We start from the raw sequence: 20,365 nt of genomic DNA on the forward strand, positions 1-20,365 counted from the left end.
CGCCCCTTACGGGGCTCGCTGTTCCGCCCCCGGTCATGATCGTGACCGGGGGCGGTTCTAGTCTGGGGGCGGACGTACAGCGCTCAACCCCCACGAAACAGGAGCCGGCGGATGGATCACAGCGGGCACGGCACGGGTCTTTTGCCCTTCACCTTGGGGCGGGGACTCTCGTGGTCGGCCGATCCGTTCTTCCTGATCGCGTGCCTGGTGGGCCTCGGTCTCTACGGCTGGGGTGTCGTGCGGCTCGTGCGGCGCGGGGACAAGTGGCCCGTCGGGCGGACCGTCGCCTTCGTCGTCGGTGTGCTGCTGGTGATGCTGGTGACGTGTACCGGGCTGAACGACTACGGCATGGTCATGTTCAGCGTGCACATGGTGCAGCACATGGTGATCAGCATGCTGGCGCCGATCGTGCTGCTGCTCGGGGCACCGGTCACGCTGGCGCTGCGGGCGCTGCCGGTGGCCGGGAAGGGACGGAAGGGGCCGCGTGAGCTGCTGCTGATGTTCCTGCACAGCTGGTACATGAAGATCGTCACGCATCCGGCGTTCACGATCCCGATGTTCATCGCGAGCCTGTACGGGCTGTACTTCACGCCGCTGTTCGACTTCCTGATGGGGTCGACGCCGGGCCACATCGTGATGATGACGCACTTCCTGATGGTCGGACTGTTCTTCTTCTGGCCGATCATGGGCGTGGACCCGGGCCCGCACCGGCCGGGGTATCTGATGCGGATGCTGGAGCTGTTCGCGGGCATGCCGTTCCACGCGTTCTTCGGCATCGCGCTGATGATGGCGTCCACGCCGATGGTGAAGACGTACGAGAACCCGCCCGCCTCCCTCGGCATCGACGCGCTCGCCGACCAGAACGCGGCCGGTGGCATCGCCTGGGCGTTCAGCGAGATCCCCTCGGTGCTCGTGTTGCTCGCGCTGCTCTTCCAGTGGTACGGCTCCGAGCAGCGGCAGGCCAAGCGCCAGGACCGCGCGGCCGACCGGGACGGCGACAAGGAACTCGAGGCGTACAACGCCTATCTCGCCTCACTCGACGCACGCAGTCGCTGAACCACACTTTTCTGTCGCTCCTCATTTCTTTTTTTCGGCCACACGATCACTCTCCTTTCTCTTTCCTTTTTCCTTGGCCGGAAGGCTTTGCCCTTCAGTAGCATGTTGCGTGAGCCCCGTGTCCCTTCTGCGGGGTGACGGGGGAAACCGCTGGGGGGAGCGGTCATGACAATTCACACACGCTTGCGAACATGCCTGGTATTGGTGGGCGTACTGATTCTCGGCGGTTGCGGCGACTCGGCCCCGTCGCTGCTCGCGGTGAAGGCGGTGGCCGCGGGGATTCCGTCCCTCGCACCCTTCTTCGACGAGGGGGAACGGCTGGGCCGGGACCAGCCCGACCTCACCTCCCTGGAGCCGCACAGCGGTCTGCAGCAGGGCAACACCCCCGGCCTGTACGGGGGCACGCAGCAGCCGAAGGTCTGTGACGTGCGCAAGCTGGAGAAATTCCTCACCGCTCCCGAGAACGAGAAAAAGGCTCAGGAATGGGCGCGGATCGCCGATGTCGATGTCGACGGCATCGGACAATATCTCGACGAACTCACACCCGTTCTCCTGCGCCACGACACCCTCGTGAAGAACCACGACTACAAGAAGGGCAAGGGCGTCCCCTTCGACGCGCTGCTGGAAGCCGGTATCGCGGTATTGGTGGACGACCAGGGCGTGCCCGCCGTGAAGTGCAGCTGCGGAAATCCACTGCGCGCGTTCGACGAGGACCCCGAACGCATCAAGGTGGAGTTCGCCGACGGCAACAAGGCGTGGAAGGGCTACGACAAGACCGCGGTGGTCGTCGTCAAGCCCGCTCCCGAGACGCTGAAGGAGATCAAGCTCGTCGATGTCGAGGACCCGGACCAGGGCATCAGCCGGGACGTCGGCACCACGGGCGAGTCCGACACGACGTTCGACACCCGGGCGCGGCAGGCCGTGCCGAAGGTGCGGGGGATGACCTTCGGCGAGGCGAGCGCGGCCATGGCGGACAAGGGTCTGGCGGTGACCGTCGCCGGGGACGAACTGCCGCCGGGGGACGCGCCGGTGACCGGGTCGAGCCCCGGGCCGGGCGCCCAGCTGGAGTTCGGCGCGGCGGTGGCGCTGCATGTGGACTGGCCGGGCAGGACCGCCGAGAGCACGGACGACTCGGGGGCCGGCTCGGGCCCCGGGTCGGAATCGGACCCGGGCGGACCGGGCTCGGGCTCGGGTTCCAAGGGGACGCGTCCGGGGTCGACGGAACCCTCGGAGACGGACGGTTCGTCGTCGGAGACCGACGGCTCGTCGTCGGGCGGGTCGCCTTCGGAGAGCGATTCGACGCCGACGGACCGGGACACGACACCGTCGGGTCCGGAGTCCTCCCCGACTGGCGGCGGTTCGTCGCCCACGGAGTCGGCCACTCCCCCGTCGACGGGCGGTACGTCGCTCGCGCCGTCGCCCTCGCCGTCCAAGTCCTCCGAGAAGCCGTCGCCGGACCCCGAGCCCACGTACACCCCCTCCGTTCCCCCGCCGCCGCCCAGTCCGTCCAGGTCGAGCAGGGCGCCGACGCCACCCCCCACCCCCGATCCCACCCCGCCGGAGGTCAGCGACCCGCCGCCCACCGACAGGCCGACGACGAGCGCCCCCGACCCGACCGGCGATCCCCCGTCCACCACTCCGGGAGTCCCGGCCGATCCGAGTGGACCGAGTGGGCCGAACGATCCGAGTGATTCGGGTGCTCCGGGCGGCCCGGGAGACCCGGGCGACCCCGTCGAGGACCCGGCCCAGCCCGTATGGATCTGAACCGTGGGGAGTGACGATGCAGTCAGGAGCACCGCACTCGGGAGTCGGCCGGGTCATCGCCGATCGCTATCTCCTGCTGAACCGGCTGGGCAGCGGCGGTATGGGCCACGTCTGGCTGGCGCACGACCGTCAGCTGGACTGCGAGGTGGCGCTCAAGGAGATCGTGTTCCGCGATCCGGGCGAGGCCGAGCGGGAGCGCACGGCACGGGTGGCCCGCGCCCGCGCCGAGGCCCGGCACGCCGCCGGGCTGCGCGCCCACCCGAACGTGGTCACCGTGCACGACGTCCTGGAACACGACGAACTGCCGTGGATCGTCATGGAGTACGTCCCGGGCGCCCTCGACCTCAAGGCCCTCGTGTCCCAGCGCGGGGCCCTCGCGCCCGCCGAGTGCGCCCGGATCGGGCTCGCCGTGCTGGACGCGCTGACCGCCGGGCACGAGCGCGGCATCATGCACCGGGACGTCAAGCCGGCCAACATCCTGCTCGCCCCGGACCGCACCGGCTCGCCGTACGCGCGCGTCCTGCTCACCGACTACGGCATCTCCATCCAGCCCGACACCCAGGAGACCCGGTACACCCGGACACACGTCCTGGTCGGGACCGCCGGATACCTCGCGCCCGAACGGGCCCAGGGCGGGCCGCCGACCGCCGCGTCCGACCTGTTCTCGCTGGGCTGCACGCTCTACCACGCCGTCGAGGGGTACGGGCCCTTCGACCGTGACTCGGAGATCGCGGCGCTGACGGCCGTGGTCCTGGAGGAGCCACGTCCGATGCTGCGGGCGGGCGCGCTGGAGCCCGTGCTGGCCGCCATGCTCGCCAAGGACCCGGTGCGCCGGATCACCGCCGCCGAGACCGAGGCGGCGCTCTCCGCGATCGTCACTCCCCAGGCCCACCCCCGCACCGAGCCCGACCTGGGCTCGCAGCCGCAGTGGGCGAGCGAGCCCACGCACACGGCGGAGCGCGAGATCATCGCTTCGCGGATTCCGCACGAGACACCGTGGTACGCGCCGACGCCCGCGCCGGAGACTCCTTCCGCCCGGCCCGTCGCCCCCGGCCAGGGCTTGGGCTCTCCCGCACGGACCACCGGAGCCGGAGCCGGCGAGCGCCCCCGTCGGCACCGCAGCCGGGCCCTCCTCGCGGGCATGGCCACCACCCTCGGTCTTGCCCTGGTGGTCGGCGGGGTCCTGTGGGCCATGGAGAACATGCGGGACCTGCCGGGCGGGCTCGGCGGCAGCAGTGACACCCTGAGCACGAAGCTGCCGTACGGGAGGACCGTGGGGCTGGTGGAGCCGCTGCAGGACGGCGACTGTGTGGACGTCACCTGGACCGACACCCCGTTCACGGACGCCGCCCGGCTGCGGATCGTGCCCGACTGCGCGGGGCGGGCCATGGACGGCCAGGTGATGGCCTCCTACGAGGCGTCGTCCGCCGAGGACGCCCGGACCGGCGGGGCCGCCCAGTGCGAGCAGCTCACGGTGGAGGCCCGCGAGAAGCTCGTGGACGTCCGGACCTACGCCGTCCTCCCCACCGACGACGGCTTCGACGCCGCCGGGCGTCGGGTCGCCTGTCTGCTGCTGGGCGAGCGGCGGCCGGTGTACGGCCCGATCGGTGTGTACCGCACGGTGGGCGAGACGGTGCTCGACGACGTGGCCACCCTGCAGAAGCAGGACTGCCTCGACCCGATCTCCGGCAACAAGATCCGGCTGGTCTCCTGCCAGGACCGCCACCGGCAGAAAGTGCTCGGCTTCCACGAGATGAGCCCCGGCACCACGTACGACGACGCTCAGGAGCAGGCGCTCGGCGCCTGCCGGAAGAACCTGCCTCCGCAGCAGTACGGCTATGAGCCCGGGGTGTCCGGTTCCGGGTTCTGGATCAGCGAGGACGGTTGGGAAAAGGGCGCTCATTTCGTCGTCTGCACTGTCATTTCCGGTAGTGGGGGCACCATGGAGGGAGAAGAAGCCTGAGGAAGGGTGTTGCGATGCCCGGTTCGACGAAGACCATGGGGGTGCTCACCGTCGGTGGGCTGGTCGCGGTGACGGCCTACTCGGTGGCGCTCGGCAGCAATGGCTGGCTGTGGTTCGGATGGGTCGTCCTGGGCCTCCTGACGCTGGGGATGGTGGCGTCGCGCACCTGAGGCTCACCCCGAGTGATCCTCAGGCCCGGGGAATTCCCCCGTCCGGGTGAACGCCCGGCTGGTACTTCGGCAGCCGGGCGGTGATCTTCATGCCCGCGCCGACCGCGGTCTCGATGACGAGGCCGTGGTCGTCGCCGTACACCTGACGGAGCCGCTCGTCGACGTTGCTGAGGCCGATGCCGCCCGAGGGGCTGGTGTCGCCCGCGAGGATGCGGCGGAGCACCTCGGGGTCCATGCCGACGCCGTCGTCCTCGATGACGACGAGCGCCTCGGCGCCCGCGTCCTGGGCGGTGATACTGATGTGGCTCTTGCCCGCGGCGATCACTGTCCTGCCTTCGAGGCCGTGCTTCACCGCGTTCTCCACGAGGGGCTGGAGGCAGAGGAAGGGCAGGGTGACCGGCAGGACCTCGGGGGCTATCTGGAGCGTGACCGAGAGCCGGTCGCCGAAGCGGGCCCGGACCAGCGCCAAGTAGTGGTCGATGGCGTGCAGTTCGTCGGCGAGGGTGGTGAAGTCGCCGTGCTTGCGGAACGAGTAGCGGGTGAAGTCGGCGAATTCCAGGAGGAGTTCACGGGCGCGCTCGGGGTCGGTGCGGACGAACGAGGCGATCACCGCCAGTGAGTTGAAGATGAAGTGCGGGGAGATCTGGGCGCGCAGGGCCTTGATCTCGGCCTCTATCAGGCGGGTGCGGGACTGGTCGAGATCGGCCAGTTCAAGCTGGACGGAGACCCAGCGGGCGACCTCGCCGGCGGCCCGGACGAGGACGGCGGACTCGCGGGGCGCGCAGGCGACGAGCGCGCCGTGGACGCGGTCGTCGACCGTGAGCGGGGCGACGACCGCCCAGCGCACCGGGCAGTCGAGGATGTCGCAGGTCAGCGGGAAGGCCTCGCCCCGGCCCGTCTCCAGGGGGCCGACCAGCCGTCCCATGATCTCGGCGCGGTGGTGCTCCGCGACGCCCTCCCAGGCGAGGACCGACTCGTGATCGGTGAGGCACAGCGCGTCGGTGCCGAGCAGGGTGCGCAGCCGCTTGGCCGATCTTCGGGCAGTCTCCTCGGTGAGGCCGGCGCGCAGCGGGGGCGCTGCGAGTGTGGCGGTGTGCAGGGTCTGGAAAGTGGCGTGCTCGACGGGTGTGCCGAGCCCGCCCAGGCTGTTGCGCGGCCGGGCCGTGCGCCGGCCGAGCCAGAACCCGGCCGCGAGCAGCGGGAGCACGGCCACGAAGACCCCCGCGAGGAACCCGGTCACTTCAGCGCTCATCGTGTCTTTCACCTCCTGCAAGTGGTACACCGCTCGCCGCCCAGGGGTTCCCTTCCGCCGGTCCGCACCTCACCGCCGCCCGGTCGGTCACGGTCCTCGCCGCCCTCCGGTCGGTCACGGTCCTCACCCCCGCCACAGTTCGACCTCCTTCGTCGCCGCGCGGGTCCGGCCGCCGACCAGTTCCTCCGGGAGGTGGAAGCGGGCCAGGATCGCCGGGGTCTCGGGCGGGACCTTGCCGGGGGTGGCCAGGGACACCAGGGCCATCGTGAGGAAGCCGAGCGGTACGGACCACAGGGCGGGCCAGGCCAGCAGGGCGTGCAGGTTGCCGGTGCCGGGATAGCCGGCCATGGTCGCGGCGACCGCGAGGAGGGCCGCGCCCCCGCCGACGAGCATGCCCGCCGCCGCGCCCGGCGGGGTGAGGCGGCGCCACCAGATGCCGAGGACGAGCAGCGGGCAGAAGGAGGAGGCGGACACGGCGAAGGCGAGGCCGACCGCGTCGGCGACGGGCAGCCCGCCGACCAGGCCGCTCGCCGCGAGCGGTACGGCCATGGCGAGGACCGTGCCGAGCCGGAAGTGCCGTACACCGCGTGCGGGCAGCACGTCCTGGGTGAGCACGCCCGCGACCGCCATGGTCAGGCCGGAGGCGGTGGACAGGAACGCGGCGAAGGCGCCGCCCGCGACCAGTGCGCCGAGGAGGTCGCCGCCGAGGCCGCCGATCATGCGGTCCGGCAGGAGGAGGACGGCCGCGTCGGCGTCGCCGGTGAGGGTGAGGTCGGGGGCGTAGAGCCTGCCGAGTGCCCCGTAGAGCGGCGGCAGGAGGTAGAAGAAGCCGATCATGGCGAGGACGACGACCGTGGTGCGGCGGGCGGCGACGCCGTGCGGGCTGGTGTAGAAGCGGACGACGACGTGGGGCAGGCCCATGGTGCCGAGGAAGGTGGCGAGGATCAGCCCGTAGGTGGCGTACAGCGGGCGTTCCTCGCGCCCTTCGGCGAGGGAGGTGGACATGCCGCCGTTGGTGCCGCGGTCGGCGACGGGGACGGGGTCGCCTTTGGTGAAGGTCAGGCGCGTGCCCCGGTCGATGCGGTGGGTGCCGGCGGGCAGGTCGACGCGGTGGTCGTCGAGGCGGCGGCCGTCGATCGTGCCGGAGGCGGTGACGGTGAGCGGGCTGGTGAGCTTCAGGTCGAGGGTCTCGTCGACGCGGACGACGCGCTGTTCACGGAACCGGGCAGGCTCGTCGAAGGCGTGGCGCGGGGCGCCGTCGCCCTGCCAGGCGAGGACGAGGAAGAGCGCGGGGACGAGCAGGGCGGTGAGTTTGAGCCAGTACTGGAAGGCCTGTACGAAGGTGATGCTGCGCATGCCGCCGGCGGCGACCGTGGCGGAGACGACCACGGCGACGATGACACCGCCGAGCCACTTGGGGGCGTCGGTGAGCACGGTCAGCGTCAGCCCCGCGCCCTGCAGCTGGGGCAGCAGGTAGAGCCAGCCGACACCGACCACGAAGGCCCCCGCGAGCCGCCGCACGGTCTTGGAGGCGAGGCGGGCCTCGGCGAAGTCCGGCAGGGTGTAGGCGCCGGAGCGGCGCAGCGGGGCGGCGACGAACAGCAGGAGCACGAGATAGCCGGCGGTGTAGCCGACCGGGTACCAGAGCATGTCGGGGCCCTGGACGAGGACAAGGCCGGCGATGCCGAGGAAGGAGGCGGCGGAGAGGTATTCGCCGCTGATCGCGGCCGCGTTGAGGCGGGGGCCGACGGTGCGGGAGGCGACGTAGAAGTCGGAGGTGGTCCGCGATATGCGCAGGCCGAAGGCGCCGACGAAGACGGTCGCGACGACGACGAGGGCGACGGCGGGGACGGCGTAGTTCTCGTTCACGGGTTCGCTGCTTCCGTCGTTTCCGTTGCTGCCGCCGCTTCCGTTGCTGCCGCCGCTTCCGTCGTTTCCATCGCCTCAGCGGTCCTCGACGAGCCGGACGAGGTCCTGCTCGTTGCGTTCGGCGCGGCGTACGTGCCAGTACGCGAGGAGGACCAGCGGCGGGTAGATGCCGAAGCCGAGGAGGGCCCACTCCAGGCCGGCGCCGTCCGGCATCGCGGCGAAGACCAGGGGCAGCGGGGCGACCAGCAGGACCAGGACCGCGAACACGGCGAGGGCCGCGCGGAGTTGGCTGCGCATGAGGGAGCGGACGTAGGTGTGGCCGAGGGTGGTCTGTTCGTCGATCTCGGTACGGGGGCGGTGGTGGCCGGAGGTGCGGCGGGTGCGGCGGGGCACTCCCGTGACGACCTCGCGGCGTTCGATGGGGTCGTTCGGCATGGCGGCTCCTCAGCCCGTGGTCCGGCGCATGAGCAGATCGCGCAGTTCGCGTGCGTGGCGGCGGCTGACCTGGAGTTCCACGGGGCCGACGAGGACGCTGACCGTGCCCGCGTCCAGGCGGAGTTCGCCGACGTGGCGCAGGGCGACGAGATGGCGGCGGTGGATGCGGACGAACCCGCGCGCCCGCCAGCGCTCTTCGAGGGTGGAGAGGGGGATGCGGACGAGGTGGCTGCCCTGGGGGGTGTGCAGCCGGGCGTAGTCGCCCTGGGCCTCGACGTGGGTGATGTCGTCGACGGCGACGAAGCGGGTCACCCCGCCGAGTTCGACGGGTATCTGGTCGGGGTCGGGTTCGTGGACGGGTATCGGCGGGGGCGGGGCCGTGGTCGCCTCCCGGAGCTGGGCGGCCCGGCGTATCGCCTCGGCGAGGCGTTCCCGGCGGACCGGCTTGAGGACGTAGTCGACGGCCTTGAGGTCGAAGGCCTGGACGGCGAAGCCCTCGTGCGCGGTGACGAAGACGACGAGCGGGGGCCGGGCGAAGCCGGTGAGGAGGCGGGCGAGGTCGAGGCCGTCGAGTCCGGCCATGTGGATGTCGAGGAAGACGACGTCGATCGCGTCGGGTCCGTCGGGACCGGATTCGAGGGCCCGGTTGATCCGCCGCAGGGCCTCGGTGGCGTCGTTCGCGCCCTCGGCGCTGCTGACCCGTGGATCGGCGTTCAGCAGGTACAGCAGTTCCTCCAGGGAGGGTTTCTCGTCATCGACGGCGAGCGCGCGCAGCATGAACGTGGAGTGTAGGAGCAATTCGTACACCTGCCTAAGCGCTCCGCTGGGATTGCCTGTCACACCGCGGGCGGTCCGTGGCTGGTCGCGCGGTTCCCCTCGCCCCTTACAGGGCGCGGGCGGTACCCCCCGTCGATACAGTGCCCGCATGAGCAGCAAGTCCGCGGCGTTCGACGAGCTCGACCGGAAGATCATCACGGCGTTGATGGCGAACGCGAGGACCAGCTTCGCCGAGATCGGCTCGGCCATCGGTCTGTCGGCCACCGCGGTCAAGCGGCGGGTGGACCGGCTGCGGGAGACCGGGGTGATCACCGGGTTCACGGCCACGGTGCAGCCGGCGGCGCTCGGCTGGCGCACGGAGGCGTACGTCGAGGTGTACTGCGAGGGCGCGGCGCCGCCCCGGCGGCTCGCGGAGGTCGTGCGCAACCATCCGGAGATCACCGCGGCGATGACGGTGACGGGTGGCGCGGACGCGCTGCTGCATGTCCGGGCCGTCGACGTGGAGCACTTCGAGGAGGTGCTGGAGCGGATCCGTGCCGAGCCGTTCATCCGGAAGACGATCAGTTACATGGTGCTGTCGCACCTGCTGCCGGAGGCTCCGGAGGCCGGCGCGACCCAGGACGCAGCGAACATGCGCTGAGCTCGATGAATACGCAGCATTACTGCGCGAACACGCAACGTTCGTTCCTTGTCGTGCGCCTGGCCTGATTCCTACCGTGGTGTCATCCCAGCCGACACTCGCAGGAAGCGGAGAAACCCTCTGTGCCCGACAGCCGTGTGCCGCGCCTTCGGCGCTTTCTCGTCTGTGAACCCAGACACTTCGCCGTGCAGTACTCGATCAACCCCTGGATGCATCCGGACACCCCCGTGGACGTCGATCTCGCCCAGGATCAGTGGCAGGAGCTGATCCGCGCCTACCGGAACCACGGCCACACCGTGGACACCGTGGAGCCGGTGGCGGCGCTGCCCGACATGGTGTTCGCGGCCAACTGCGCGCTCGTCCTCGGCGGCCGTGTCCTCGGCTCGCTGTTCCACGCGCCCGAGCGGCGCCCCGAGTCCACCGCGTACGACGCCTGGTTCAAGGACGCCGGGTACGACGTGCTGCGCTCCGAGTCGGTGTGCGAGGGAGAGGGCGACCTGGTGCCGACCGGCCGCTACCTGCTCGCCGGGACCGGCTTCCGCACCACCCGCGAGGCCCATCGCCAGGCGCAGGAGTTCTTCGGCGTCCCCGTGATCAGCCTCCAGCTGGTGGACCCGCGTTTCTACCATCTGGACACCGCGCTGTTCGTCCTGGAGGACGAAACCGGCGATCGTCCGGGGAACATCGCGTACTACCCGGAGGCGTTCTCGCCCGGCAGCCGCGCGGTCCTCGCCCGGCTCTATCCGGACGCGGTGATCGCGACCCGCGAGGACGCCATGGCGTTCGGCCTGAACTCGGTGTCCGACGGCCGCCACGTCTTCATCTCGCCCCGCGCCAAGGAACTCGCCGACCAGCTCACCCGGCAGGGCTACGTTCCCGTCCCCGTCGACCTGTCGGAGTTCCAGAAGGCCGGCGGCGGCATCAAGTGCGTCACTCAGGAGATCCGCCCGTGACTCACATGACCCAGCAGACCCGTCGCCCGGTTCCGGCGATCCGCCCCGCGACCCCGGAGGTCCGCTCATGACCGCCCCCGCCCACACGCGCTCGTCGGCCGACCTCATCCGCGCCGAGGAACCCGTCCTCGCGCACAACTACCACCCGCTGCCCGTGGTCGTCGCCCGCGCCGAGGGCACCTGGGTCGAGGACGTGGAGGGCCGCCGCTATCTGGACATGCTGGCCGGCTACTCCGCCCTCAACTTCGGCCACCGCCACCCGGCGCTGATCGACGCCGCGCACCGCCAGCTCGACACGCTCACCCTCACCTCACGGGCCTTCCACAACGACCGGCTCGCCGAGTTCGCCGAGTCCCTGGCCGCGCTGACCGGCCTGGACATGGTGCTGCCGATGAACACGGGCGCCGAGGCCGTGGAGAGCGCGATCAAGGTGGCCCGCAAATGGGCGTACGAGGTGAAGGGCGTCCCCGCCGACCGGGCCACGATCGTGGTCGCCGCCGACAACTTCCACGGCCGTACGACGACGATCGTCAGCTTCTCCACGGACCCGGTCGCGCGCGACGGCTTCGGCCCGTTCACGCCCGGCTTCCGTGTGGTCCCGTACAACGATCTCGCGGCGCTGGAGGCGGCGATCGACGAGACGACGGCGGCGGTGCTGATCGAGCCCATCCAGGGCGAGGCGGGCGTGCTCATCCCGGACGACGGCTATCTGCGCGGCGTCCGTGAGCTGACCCGTCGCACGGGTTGCCTGTTCATCGCGGACGAGATCCAGTCCGGCCTCGGCCGCACGGGGCGGACGCTCGCCGTCGAGCACGAGGACGTCCTGCCCGACGCCGTACTGCTCGGCAAGGCGCTCGGCGGCGGCATCGTGCCGGTGTCCGCGGTGGTCGCCCGCCGGGAGGTGCTGTCGGTCCTGCGCCCCGGCGAGCACGGCTCGACGTTCGGCGGCAACCCCCTCGCGGCGGCTGTCGGTTCGGCGGTGGTCGAGCTGTTGCGCACCGGGGAGTTCCAGCTCAGGGCCACCGAACTGGGTGGAGTCCTGCGGGACGGGCTCACGGAACTGGTCGGCCGGGGCGTGGTCGGCTTCCGGGCACGCGGACTGTGGGCGGGCGTCGACATCGACCCCACGATCGGCACGGGCCGCGAGATCAGCCACCGCCTCATGGGCAAGGGGATCCTGGTCAAGGACACCCATGGCTCCACCATCCGCCTGGCCCCGCCCCTGACGATCACGGCGACGGAACTCCGGTCGGCGCTGGGGACGTTGGGGGAGGTCTTGAAGGAGGGTTCCTGAAGAGGAGGGCTCCTGAAGAAGAGGGCTCCTCAAGACCCGAAGCCCGACACCCGCGCCCCGGCAGGGGCGCGGGGAACGGCGCGAGCAACCACGACCGACCCGCGGACGACACACGCCCCCAGGCCCCGTCACCCGCGTGCGCTCACCGCTCGGCGGTGCGGTGGGGCTGGAGCAGGAGCAGGGCGATGTCGTCGGTGTGCCGGTCGGTGCGGCGGGTGTGGTGGACGAGGCTGTCCACGAGCTGGTGCAGGGGGAGGTCGGCGTACTGGCCGAGGTGGTGGGCGAGGTCGGCGATGGTCCGGGTGATGTCGATGCCGGGGGTCTCCACGAGCCCGTCCGTGTAGAGGGCGAGGAGGGTGTCCGGGGCCAGGGACAGGGTGGTGAGGGGGTACGAGGGGGTGCCGATGCCGATGCCGAGCGGGGGACCGGGGCGGATGTCGACGGGATGGGTGCGGCTGTCGGGGTGGCGCAGCAGCGGGGGCGGGTGTCCCGCGCTGGCGAGCGTGACCCGGTGGCGGGCCAGGTCGAGGTGGGCGTAGAGGCAGGAGACGAAGCGGGTGGCGTTGAGGTCGGCGAGGTCGCGGTCGGTGCGGGTGAGGACCTGGTCGGGGGTGGCTCCGGCGGTGGCGTGGGAGTGGACGGCCATGCGGACCTGGCCCATCAGGGCGGCGGCCGTCATGTCATGGCCCTGTACGTCGCCGATGACCGCGGCGGCGGTGGTGTCGGTGAGGCGGATGAGGTCGTAGAAGTCGCCGCCGATGTCCATGCCGTGGCTGGCCGGCAGATACCGCGCGGCGACGTCGAGGCCGGTCACGGCGGGCAGGGCGTGGGGCAGCAGGGTCTGCTGGAGGGCGTGGGCGAGGTTGTGCTGCGCGTCGTAGAGGCGGGCGCGGTCCAGGGCCTGGGCGATGAGCCCGGCCAGGGGCGTGAGGATCGAGCGCTCGGCGGCGGTGAAGGGATGGGGTTCGTTGTAGGAGAGGAGGAGGCAGCCGATGGGGTGCCCGGAGCTGAGCAGCGGCATGGAGGCCCAGGCGTGCTTGTCGCCGATCAGCGGGGCCCTGGGGTAGCGGCGGGCCAGTTCGTCGCGGTCGGCGACGAACAAGGAGGTGCCGGTGGTCAGGGCGCGGCCCACGGGGGTCAGATCGGAGTCCGAGGACAGGCCTTCGAGCCGCTCGATGACGTCGGGGGCGTAGCCGCGGTGTCCGATGATCTGGATGCGGCCCGCGTCGGCGGTGGACATGATCATGCCGTGGGCGCCGAAGGCGGGCAGGATCCGCTCGGCGACCAGATCGACGACGTCCTGCACTCCGAGGGTCTCGGTCAGGGCCGCCGCCAGGGCCATCAGCAGATGGATACGGCTGTGCGTGGGGGTGCCGGTGAAGGTCGGCTGCGTGCCGGGCGGCCTTGACGAGGGGTCGGGGGCGATGAGGACGCTGGTGCCGCTGTCGTCCGTGTGGAGGCGGAGGTCCAGCCACTGGTCCGGTGGGCGCAGGACGGTCAGGGCGAGCGGCTCGCGACTGCTCACGGCGGTGCGGTACGCGTCCATGTACGCGATGTTGTCGAGCCAGGTCAGTGACTGCCAGGGCTGGGTTCCCAGCAGTTGTTCCGCCGGTCTGCCCAGCAGCTCGGCGGCCGCGGCGTTCACATAGGTGACGCATCCGCCCAGGTCGAGGGCGAGGGTGCCGAGGGGCAGGCGTTCCAGCAGGCGGGCCGCGGCGAGCCCGGACTGCGGCCTCGGCTCCGCGTGGTGGCGACGCACGAAGCGTGGCCGGTCCGGGATGACCGGAGGGTGGGCGGCGGCGTCCAGCACCCGGGCGATACGGCGAGCGCTGAAGGCGATGTGGCCGCGCTCCCGGCGGCTGAGCCGGGGAGAACGGCCGGGGGCCCACATCAGCAGCAGCGCGCCCCGGCAGTGCCGGACCTCCCTGAGCGGGACGACCGCGAACGCGACCTGGTAGGGGATGCTCGCCGCGACGCGCGGGTAGGAGCGGGCCAGCTCCTCCAGGGAACTCACCCAGACGAGCCGCTCGTTGCGTATCGCGTCCTGGCTGGGGCCGTGGACGGCGAACGGGGCCCGCCACCACGGGGCGAAGGCGTCGACGGGAACACCGCACAGCGCGACGAGACCCAGCACGGCTTCCGCCGGGTCCAGCAGGTAGACACCCCCGGACCTGGCACCGGTACGGCGCACCGCCGCCGCCAGGGTCTCACCGAGCGGATCGACGACACCTGGCCGCTCACCGGACCCGGTCATACGGCGCGACACCTAACGCCCATAAGCCGACGCTAAGCCCGGACGCGGGTGACGGCATGTGGATCAGGACCATGGCCCGGTCACGGCCGTCACGGAGGGCCGGGTGGTGGCGCATGGCGGCGGTTCGGAGGTGATCGATCAGGTGTCGCCGTCTGTATCCGGCCGACTACCGGACCTCGCCCGGGGAGCCGTCGGCGGTGCGGCCTTCGTCGGCGGGTGTCTCCGGAGCCGCGCGGACCCGCACCGCCACCGCCCTCCCGCCGTTCGGCACCGCCCGGCCCACCCGGCGCCCGCCGCCCCCACAGTTCGGCCACAGGACCGTCGCGAGGTGACGCCGACGGGTCGGGGTGCTCCCGGTGGCACGGGGCGTCGGGCTACGATCAATCGTCGATACGCAGGACGAGGCTCACCAGCGCTCACGCGCCTGACGCAACGTCAGCGAAGTCAGCAAGGAGTCGGCGTGAGTCCGATCAGACCTGGCCGCGGACGGCCACACCCGGAAAGTGACCGTGTGCGCGCATGTCTGCTGTGACCTGGCGGAACACGTCCATAGAGCCGATCCGGTAGCGCGAGGGAGACGCCGTGTTCTATTACCTGCTCAAATACGTGCTTCTGGGTCCCCTGCTGAGACTGGTCTTCCGGCCTCGCATCGAAGGCCTCGAACACGTGCCGCCGTCGGGCGCGGCCATCGTCGCGGGCAATCATCTGTCCTTCTCCGACCACTTCTTGATGCCCGCGATCCTCAAGCGCCGCATCACGTTCCTGGCGAAGGCCGAGTACTTCACCGGCCCGGGCCTCAAGGGCCGGCTGACGGCGTTCTTCTTCCACAGCGCCGGGCAGATCCCGGTCGACCGCTCCGGCAAGGACGCGGGTCAGGCCGCCATCCGCGAGGGGCTCGGCGTGCTGAGCAAGGACGAACTCCTCGGCATCTACCCGGAGGGCACCCGCTCGCACGACGGCCGCCTCTACAAGGGCAAGGTCGGTGTGGCGGTCATGGCGCTCAAGGCCCGGGTGCCCGTCATCCCCTGCGCCATGATCGGCACCTTCGAGGCGCAGCCGCCGGGCAAGGTCATCCCCAACATCCACCCCGTCGTCATCCGCTTCGGCAAGCCCCTCGACTTCTCCCGCTACGAGGGCATGGAGAACGAGAAGGCCGTCCTGCGCGCCATCACCGACGAGATCATGTACGCGATCCTCACGCTCTCCGAGCAGGAGTACGTCGACCAGTACGCGGCCGTGGTGAAGGCGGAGGAGGCCGCGGCGGCGAAGGCGGCGAAGGAGCGCAAGTTCCCGCGTATGCCGTTGAGTTGATCATCCTCCTGCCCGTCCCGTCGAGGCGTTCTGCCGGTAGCAGAGCGTCCCGGCGGTGCGGGCGCGGGCGTCGTACGGTCGGGGCATGACACGACGTGCAGTGGTGATCGGAGCGACGGGACAGATCGGCCGGGTGGCCGTGGGCGCGCTGGCGCGGGACGGCTGGGCGGTGACGGCCGTCTCGCGGGGCGGCGGCCGGGACGACGGCTGGCCCGAGGACGTACGGGCCGTACGGGCGGACCGCGGTGACGACGCGGCGCTGACGGCCGCGATCGGCGACGGCTGTGACGTGCTGGTGGACATGGTGGCGTACGGCCCCGAACACGCCCGGCAGTTGCTCGCGGTGGCCGACCGCGTCGGCTCGGCGGTCGTCGTCTCCAGCGTCTCGGTGTACGAGGACGACAAGGGCCGTAACTTCGACACCCAGGCGGAGCCGGACGGCTTCCCCGAGTACCCCGTGCCCCTCCCCGAGAGCCAGCGCACGATCCGGCCGGACGACACCTCGTACAGCACGCGCAAGGCGGGGCTGGAGCGTGAACTCCTCGCCGGGGGCGACCGGTTGCCCACGACCCTGCTGCGCGCGGGCGCGATCCACGGGCCGCACTGCCGTACGCCGCGCGAGCTGTACTTCGTCAAGCGCAACCTGGACGGCCGGACCCGCCGGGTCCTCGCGTACGGCGGGGAGAGCCGCTTCCATCCGGCGAGCGTCCACAACATCGCCGAGCTGATCCGGCTGGCCGCCGCGCGGCCCGGGTCGCGGGCGCTGAACGCCGTCGACCCCGAGGCGCCGACCGTCGTGGAGATCGCCGCCGCGATCGACGCGGTGATGGGTGTCGAGCCGGAGAACGTGCTCGTGGACGGCCCCGCCCCGGCGCCCACCGTGGGCGACACGCCCTGGTCCGTGCCGGTGCCCGTGGTCTGCGACATGGCGGCGGCGGAGCGGGAGTTGGGCTACCGCCCGGTGGTCCGGTACGAGCGGTCGCTGCCGGAGACGGTCGCGTGGATCGAGGGCCGGCTGGCCGGCGGTCGGGACTGGCGGGAGGCGTACCCCAGGATGGCCGAGGTGTACGGCGATCTCTTCGACTACGCGGCGGAGGACGCGTGGCTGGCGGGGCGGCCGGTCTGACCGGGTGACCGGTCAGACCGGGTGACCGGGTGAGCAAAGGGGGGAGGGGACGGCCGAGTTCTCCGGTCGCCCCCTCCCCCTCTCATGGCCCTACGGCGTCGGCGTGGCGTGCGGGGCGCACTTCACGTCGGCCTTGCCCACCTTGCCGGTGAGCAGGTAGCTGTCCACGCGCTCGTTGACGCACGGGTTGACCAGGCCGGTGACTCCGTGGGAGCCGGCCTTCGTCTCCGTGATCAGACGGGAGCCCTTGAACCGCTTGTGCAGCTCGACGGCGCCCTCGTACGGCGTGGCCGCGTCCCGCTCGGACTGGACGATCAGGACGGGCGGCAGGCCCTTCTTGGTCTTCACGTCCAGCGGGGTGTACTGCTTGGACTGCCAGGTCGCGCACGGCAGGTTCATCCAGGCGTTGGCCCAGGTCATGAACGGGTGCTTCTTGTGCAGCTCGGTGTTGTCGCGGTCCCACTTCTTCCAGCTGGTGGGCCACTTGGCGTCGGTGCACTCGACCGCCGTGTAGACGGCGTTGCCGTTCTCCGAGGCCGCGTTGCCGACGGTGTCGGTGAGGTCCGGGGCCGCGGCGTCGACCAGCGCCTGGGTGTCACCGGCGGCGTACTTGCTCCACACCTGCGCGGTGGGCGCCCACGCGGAGTCGTAGTACGGGGCGCTCTGGAAGAAGGAGATCAGCTCGGCCGGGCCGACGAGCCCGCCGAGGGGCTTCTTCTTCGCGGTGGCGCGCAGCTCCAGCCACTTCGCCTGCACCTTGGCCTGGGTGTTGCCGAGGTGGTACGTCGCGTCGTTGCCCGCGACCCACTTCGTCCAGTCCTTCCAGCGGGTCTCGAAGGCGACGTCCTGGTCCAGGTTGGCCTGGTACCAGATCTTCTCGCGCGAGGGGTTCACCACGCTGTCGACGACCATGCGGCGGACATGGGTCGGGAAGAGGGTGCCGTAGACGGCGCCGATGTACGTGCCGTAGGAGACGCCGAGGAAGTTGAGCTTCTTCTCCCCCAGGGCGGCCCGGATGACGTCCAGGTCACGCGCGGTGTTCGGCGTCGTCATGTGCGGCAGCATCGCGCCGCTGCGCTTCTTGCAGCCGGCCGCGTAGTCGGCGGCGATCTTGCGCTGCTTGCGCTTGTCGGCCTCGGAGTCCGGGACCGGGTCCATCTTGGGCGCCTTCACGAACTCCTGCGGGTCGACGCAGGAGATGGGCGCCGACTTGCCGACACCACGCGGGTCGAAGCCCACGAAGTCGTACGCCTTGGACGTGTTGACCCACAGCGGGGCCTTGGTCGTGACCCTGCGCGGGAAGCGCAGACCCGAACCGCCAGGCCCGCCCGGGTTGTAGACGAGCGCGCCCTGGCGCTCCTCCTTCGTACCGGTGCTGCCGATACGGTCAACGGCGAGCTTGATCTGCTTGCCGTTCGGCTTGGCGTAGTCCAGCGGCACGGTGACCCAGCCGCACTTGATCGGCTTCTCCAGGCCCCAACTCTCAGGGCAGTCCTGCCACTTGACGCCCTTCTTCGCCGCCTTCGCGGCGGCGACGGCCACACCCTTGGCCTCGCGGTCCTGCGACGCGCCCGCGGTGTCCGCGGCGCTGGCCATGGGGGCGGTGACGGCGCCGGCTATCAGGGTCGCCGTGACGAGCAGTCCGGCGGAGCCGAACGCTGCCGCCCTACTGGTCGGCCTCATACCTCTCAAGAGGGAACTCCCCGTACATCGTTTCGAGATGTGAATGGTCACGGGGGATCCTCGTGCCTATGAGGCACCTGAGAACAGAGGAGCGAACAGTTCTTTACTAATCCGATAACCGGTGCGGAAAGTCCCGTTCAGCGGATGCCCGAGGCCCGGCCGTTCTCAACCGTCCAGCTCGGCGAGCGCCTCGTCCAGCACACGCCGCAGCCGCAGTGCGTCGGGCGCGAGTGCGCTGACGAGCACGGCGGGACCGGCGAGCGGGGTGAGTACGGCGGTCTCCCCCAGCACCCTGGGCCCGGGCGCTTTCTCGGCGAACTCCGGCCGTACGACGACGAGTTGCCCCAACGCCCGGTGTCCGCCCAGCACGGCGGGCCCGTCCCAGCCGCCGGGCGCTCCCGGCCCGCACGCCACCTGCTGATCGAGCAACGGCCGCCCGCCGAGCACGACGGTGAGCCGACTGGTGAGACGTCCGGGCTCCTCCCCCACCCGCCCGAGCACCTGCTCCTCCCGGAACACCAGCCGGGCCCCGACGGCGAGTTCCACCCGCGTCGACACACACAGCTCGCTGCCGTTCGCGGAGATCAACTGCTCGGGCAGCCACCGCAGTTCGCCCCCGTCGGCGACCTCGATCCGTACGTCGTAACGGGCCTCCCCCTTGGCCTGCCCCGGCAGCGCGATCGTCGCGGCGGCCGACCCGACGCGCAGCCGGGCCCCCTCGCCGACCTCCGCCTCGACGGCGAACCGGTCCCCGCCCAGCGGCCCGCTCATGGCCCCGACGAGCATGACCCGTGCCTCGTCGCCGCTCCCCCGGGTGCGGCGCAACGCGAGCGGTCCGTCGCTCTCCAGTACGGGCAGGGCCGTACCGCCCCGCCCGTCGACGCGGGCCGCGATCCGGGCAGTGGCCCTGACGCCGGAGGTCCCTCGTGCCTGTTCCGTCACTCTCCTACCGTCCACGCCGCGAGCTTCTCCCGCACCCAGGCGGCGACCTCCCCGACCCCGGCCTCGCTCCGCAGCGACTGGAACACCACCGGCAGCTCCGCCCGCTGCGCCTTCGCGTCCGCGGCCATCCGGGCGAGGTCGGAGCCCACGTACGGCGCGAGGTCCGTCTTGTTGACGACGAGCAGGTCGGCCGTGGTGACGCCGGGGCCGCCCTTGCGCGGGATGTCGTCCCCGCCGGCCACGTCGATGACGAAGACCTGTGCGTCGACGAGACCCTTGGAGAAGGTGGCGGTGAGGTTGTCGCCCCCGGACTCGACGAGGATCAGATCGAGCGGCCCGACCTCGTCCTCCAGGTCCTCCACCGCTTCGAGGTTCGCGGAGATGTCGTCCCTGATCGCGGTGTGCGGGCACGCGCCCGTCTCCACGGCCGTGATCCGCTCCGGCGGCAGCACGGCCTCGCGCAGCAGGAACTCGGCGTCCTCCCGCGTGTAGATGTCATTCGTCACCACGGCGAGCGACAACTCGTCCCTCAACGCCTGGCACAGCGCGGCCACGGTCGCCGTCTTGCCGGACCCCACGGGGCCGCCGAGCCCGATCCGCAGGGCCCGGCGGCTGCCGTCGGGCCTCTGCGCGTCAGCGCTGACGGCGGAGGGGCCGTCGTGGGAATGGACGTGACCAAGATGCATGACTACGACTCCTTGTTCGACTGCGGCTCGCGGGAGAGCTCGGGGGTTCGGGTGCGTTGGCGGGTGCGGGTGCGTGGGGCTTCTCGCGCAGTTCCCCGCGCCCCTCAAGATTCAGGCCCCTGCGGGCCTGAAAAACCACGACCCTCGCGGTCCTGACAGGTGACGGGCTGCGGGCCTGAAAAGCATGGGG

The 20,365-nt window shown here is 71.3% G+C and carries 17 protein-coding genes; 9 read left to right on the top strand and 8 right to left on the bottom strand.

The window, feature by feature from the left end; all coding sequences use genetic code 11:
* Window positions 1-111: 111 nt before the first annotated feature.
* From ABT147_RS09805 to ABT147_RS09820, 4 genes are all read left to right on the top strand, one after another.
* Window positions 112-1,056: a cytochrome c oxidase assembly protein gene (locus ABT147_RS09805; protein ID WP_351403790.1), complete on the top strand. Its 945-nt coding sequence runs from the start codon at window positions 112-114 to the stop codon at window positions 1,054-1,056.
* Between the two features lie 204 nt (window positions 1,057-1,260).
* On the top strand, window positions 1,261-2,820 hold the full coding sequence (locus ABT147_RS09810; protein ID WP_351403792.1) for a DUF6777 domain-containing protein: 1,560 nt from the start codon (window positions 1,261-1,263) through the stop codon (window positions 2,818-2,820).
* A gap of 16 nt (window positions 2,821-2,836) precedes the next feature.
* On the top strand, window positions 2,837-4,783 hold the full coding sequence (locus ABT147_RS09815) for a serine/threonine-protein kinase (RefSeq protein ID WP_351403794.1): 1,947 nt from the start codon (window positions 2,837-2,839) through the stop codon (window positions 4,781-4,783).
* A gap of 14 nt (window positions 4,784-4,797) precedes the next feature.
* Complete coding sequence (locus tag ABT147_RS09820; protein WP_351403796.1) at window positions 4,798-4,953, top strand: hypothetical protein; 156 nt, start codon at window positions 4,798-4,800, stop codon at window positions 4,951-4,953.
* Window positions 4,954-4,972: 19 nt separating this feature from the next.
* Here the strand turns inward: ABT147_RS09820 and ABT147_RS09825 are convergent, their stop codons facing one another.
* The 4 genes from ABT147_RS09825 to ABT147_RS09840 all read right to left on the bottom strand — a co-directional run bounded on the left by ABT147_RS09825 (window position 4,973) and on the right by ABT147_RS09840 (window position 9,286).
* Window positions 4,973-6,193, bottom strand: coding sequence for a sensor histidine kinase (locus ABT147_RS09825; protein WP_351404097.1), 1,221 nt, complete (start codon window positions 6,191-6,193; stop codon window positions 4,973-4,975).
* 135 nt (window positions 6,194-6,328) lie between these two features.
* Window positions 6,329-8,074 (bottom strand): sodium/solute symporter, encoded by a 1,746-nt coding sequence (locus tag ABT147_RS09830; protein ID WP_351403798.1) that lies wholly within the window; start codon window positions 8,072-8,074, stop codon window positions 6,329-6,331.
* A gap of 75 nt (window positions 8,075-8,149) precedes the next feature.
* Window positions 8,150-8,509, bottom strand: a complete 360-nt coding sequence (locus ABT147_RS09835) for a hypothetical protein (RefSeq protein ID WP_351403800.1) — start codon at window positions 8,507-8,509, stop codon at window positions 8,150-8,152.
* A 9-nt stretch (window positions 8,510-8,518) separates the two neighbouring features.
* Window positions 8,519-9,286 carry a LytR/AlgR family response regulator transcription factor gene (locus tag ABT147_RS09840; protein ID WP_351403801.1) on the bottom strand — a complete coding sequence of 256 codons (768 nt, stop codon included), beginning with the start codon at window positions 9,284-9,286 and terminating at the stop codon, window positions 8,519-8,521.
* Between the two features lie 148 nt (window positions 9,287-9,434).
* On the opposite strand from ABT147_RS09840, the gene ABT147_RS09845 reads away from it, so the two are divergent.
* From ABT147_RS09845 to rocD, 3 genes are all read left to right on the top strand, one after another.
* Window positions 9,435-9,926 carry an Lrp/AsnC family transcriptional regulator gene (locus ABT147_RS09845; RefSeq protein ID WP_152167275.1) on the top strand — a complete coding sequence of 164 codons (492 nt, stop codon included), beginning with the start codon at window positions 9,435-9,437 and terminating at the stop codon, window positions 9,924-9,926.
* A 122-nt stretch (window positions 9,927-10,048) separates the two neighbouring features.
* Window positions 10,049-10,879: a dimethylargininase gene (gene ddaH / locus ABT147_RS09850; RefSeq protein WP_351403804.1), complete on the top strand. Its 831-nt coding sequence runs from the start codon at window positions 10,049-10,051 to the stop codon at window positions 10,877-10,879.
* A gap of 67 nt (window positions 10,880-10,946) precedes the next feature.
* Entirely contained in the window at window positions 10,947-12,173 is a 1,227-nt protein-coding gene (rocD, locus tag ABT147_RS09855) for an ornithine--oxo-acid transaminase (RefSeq protein WP_351403806.1), read from the top strand.
* 142 nt (window positions 12,174-12,315) lie between these two features.
* Here rocD and ABT147_RS09860 read toward each other — a convergent pair whose 3' ends face one another.
* Entirely contained in the window at window positions 12,316-14,427 is a 2,112-nt protein-coding gene (locus ABT147_RS09860) for a SpoIIE family protein phosphatase (RefSeq protein WP_351403808.1), read from the bottom strand.
* A gap of 582 nt (window positions 14,428-15,009) precedes the next feature.
* Here ABT147_RS09860 and ABT147_RS09865 point away from each other — a divergent pair.
* On the top strand, window positions 15,010-15,738 hold the full coding sequence (locus ABT147_RS09865) for a lysophospholipid acyltransferase family protein (RefSeq protein ID WP_351403810.1): 729 nt from the start codon (window positions 15,010-15,012) through the stop codon (window positions 15,736-15,738).
* 100 nt (window positions 15,739-15,838) lie between these two features.
* On the top strand, window positions 15,839-16,864 hold the full coding sequence (locus ABT147_RS09870; RefSeq protein ID WP_351404099.1) for an NAD-dependent epimerase/dehydratase family protein: 1,026 nt from the start codon (window positions 15,839-15,841) through the stop codon (window positions 16,862-16,864).
* A 90-nt stretch (window positions 16,865-16,954) separates the two neighbouring features.
* Here the strand turns inward: ABT147_RS09870 and ABT147_RS09875 are convergent, their stop codons facing one another.
* From ABT147_RS09875 to ureG, 3 genes are all read right to left on the bottom strand, one after another.
* Window positions 16,955-18,547 (bottom strand): alpha/beta hydrolase, encoded by a 1,593-nt coding sequence (locus tag ABT147_RS09875; protein WP_351403813.1) that lies wholly within the window; start codon window positions 18,545-18,547, stop codon window positions 16,955-16,957.
* A 165-nt stretch (window positions 18,548-18,712) separates the two neighbouring features.
* A complete protein-coding gene (locus ABT147_RS09880) occupies window positions 18,713-19,489 on the bottom strand; it encodes an urease accessory protein UreD (protein ID WP_351403815.1) in 777 nt (258 codons plus the stop codon).
* The gene (ureG, locus tag ABT147_RS09885) at window positions 19,486-20,175 is read right to left on the bottom strand and encodes an urease accessory protein UreG (RefSeq protein ID WP_351403817.1); all 690 of its coding nucleotides are present in this window, start codon (window positions 20,173-20,175) and stop codon (window positions 19,486-19,488) included. Before ureG ends, ABT147_RS09880 begins: the two co-directional genes overlap by 4 nt.
* Window positions 20,176-20,365 lie beyond the last annotated feature (190 nt).

It is taken from the genome of Streptomyces sp. NPDC001868, assembly GCF_040297125.1.
Lineage (GTDB): Bacteria > Actinomycetota > Actinomycetes > Streptomycetales > Streptomycetaceae > Streptomyces.

Coding starts and splice junctions, on each gene's coding strand:
- ABT147_RS09815 (WP_351403794.1), top strand. CDS start 2,837: ATGCAGTCAGGAGCACCGCACTCGGGAGTCGGCCGGGTCATCGCCGAT.
- ABT147_RS09860 (WP_351403808.1), bottom strand. CDS start 14,427: ATGACCGGGTCCGGTGAGCGGCCAGGTGTCGTCGATCCGCTCGGTGAG.
- ureG (WP_351403817.1), bottom strand. CDS start 20,175: ATGCATCTTGGTCACGTCCATTCCCACGACGGCCCCTCCGCCGTCAGC.
- ABT147_RS09820 (WP_351403796.1), top strand. CDS start 4,798: ATGCCCGGTTCGACGAAGACCATGGGGGTGCTCACCGTCGGTGGGCTG.
- ABT147_RS09805 (WP_351403790.1), top strand. CDS start 112: ATGGATCACAGCGGGCACGGCACGGGTCTTTTGCCCTTCACCTTGGGG.
- ABT147_RS09840 (WP_351403801.1), bottom strand. CDS start 9,286: ATGCTGCGCGCGCTCGCCGTCGATGACGAGAAACCCTCCCTGGAGGAA.
- rocD (WP_351403806.1), top strand. CDS start 10,947: ATGACCGCCCCCGCCCACACGCGCTCGTCGGCCGACCTCATCCGCGCC.
- ABT147_RS09845 (WP_152167275.1), top strand. CDS start 9,435: ATGAGCAGCAAGTCCGCGGCGTTCGACGAGCTCGACCGGAAGATCATC.
- ABT147_RS09875 (WP_351403813.1), bottom strand. CDS start 18,547: ATGAGGCCGACCAGTAGGGCGGCAGCGTTCGGCTCCGCCGGACTGCTC.
- ABT147_RS09835 (WP_351403800.1), bottom strand. CDS start 8,509: ATGCCGAACGACCCCATCGAACGCCGCGAGGTCGTCACGGGAGTGCCC.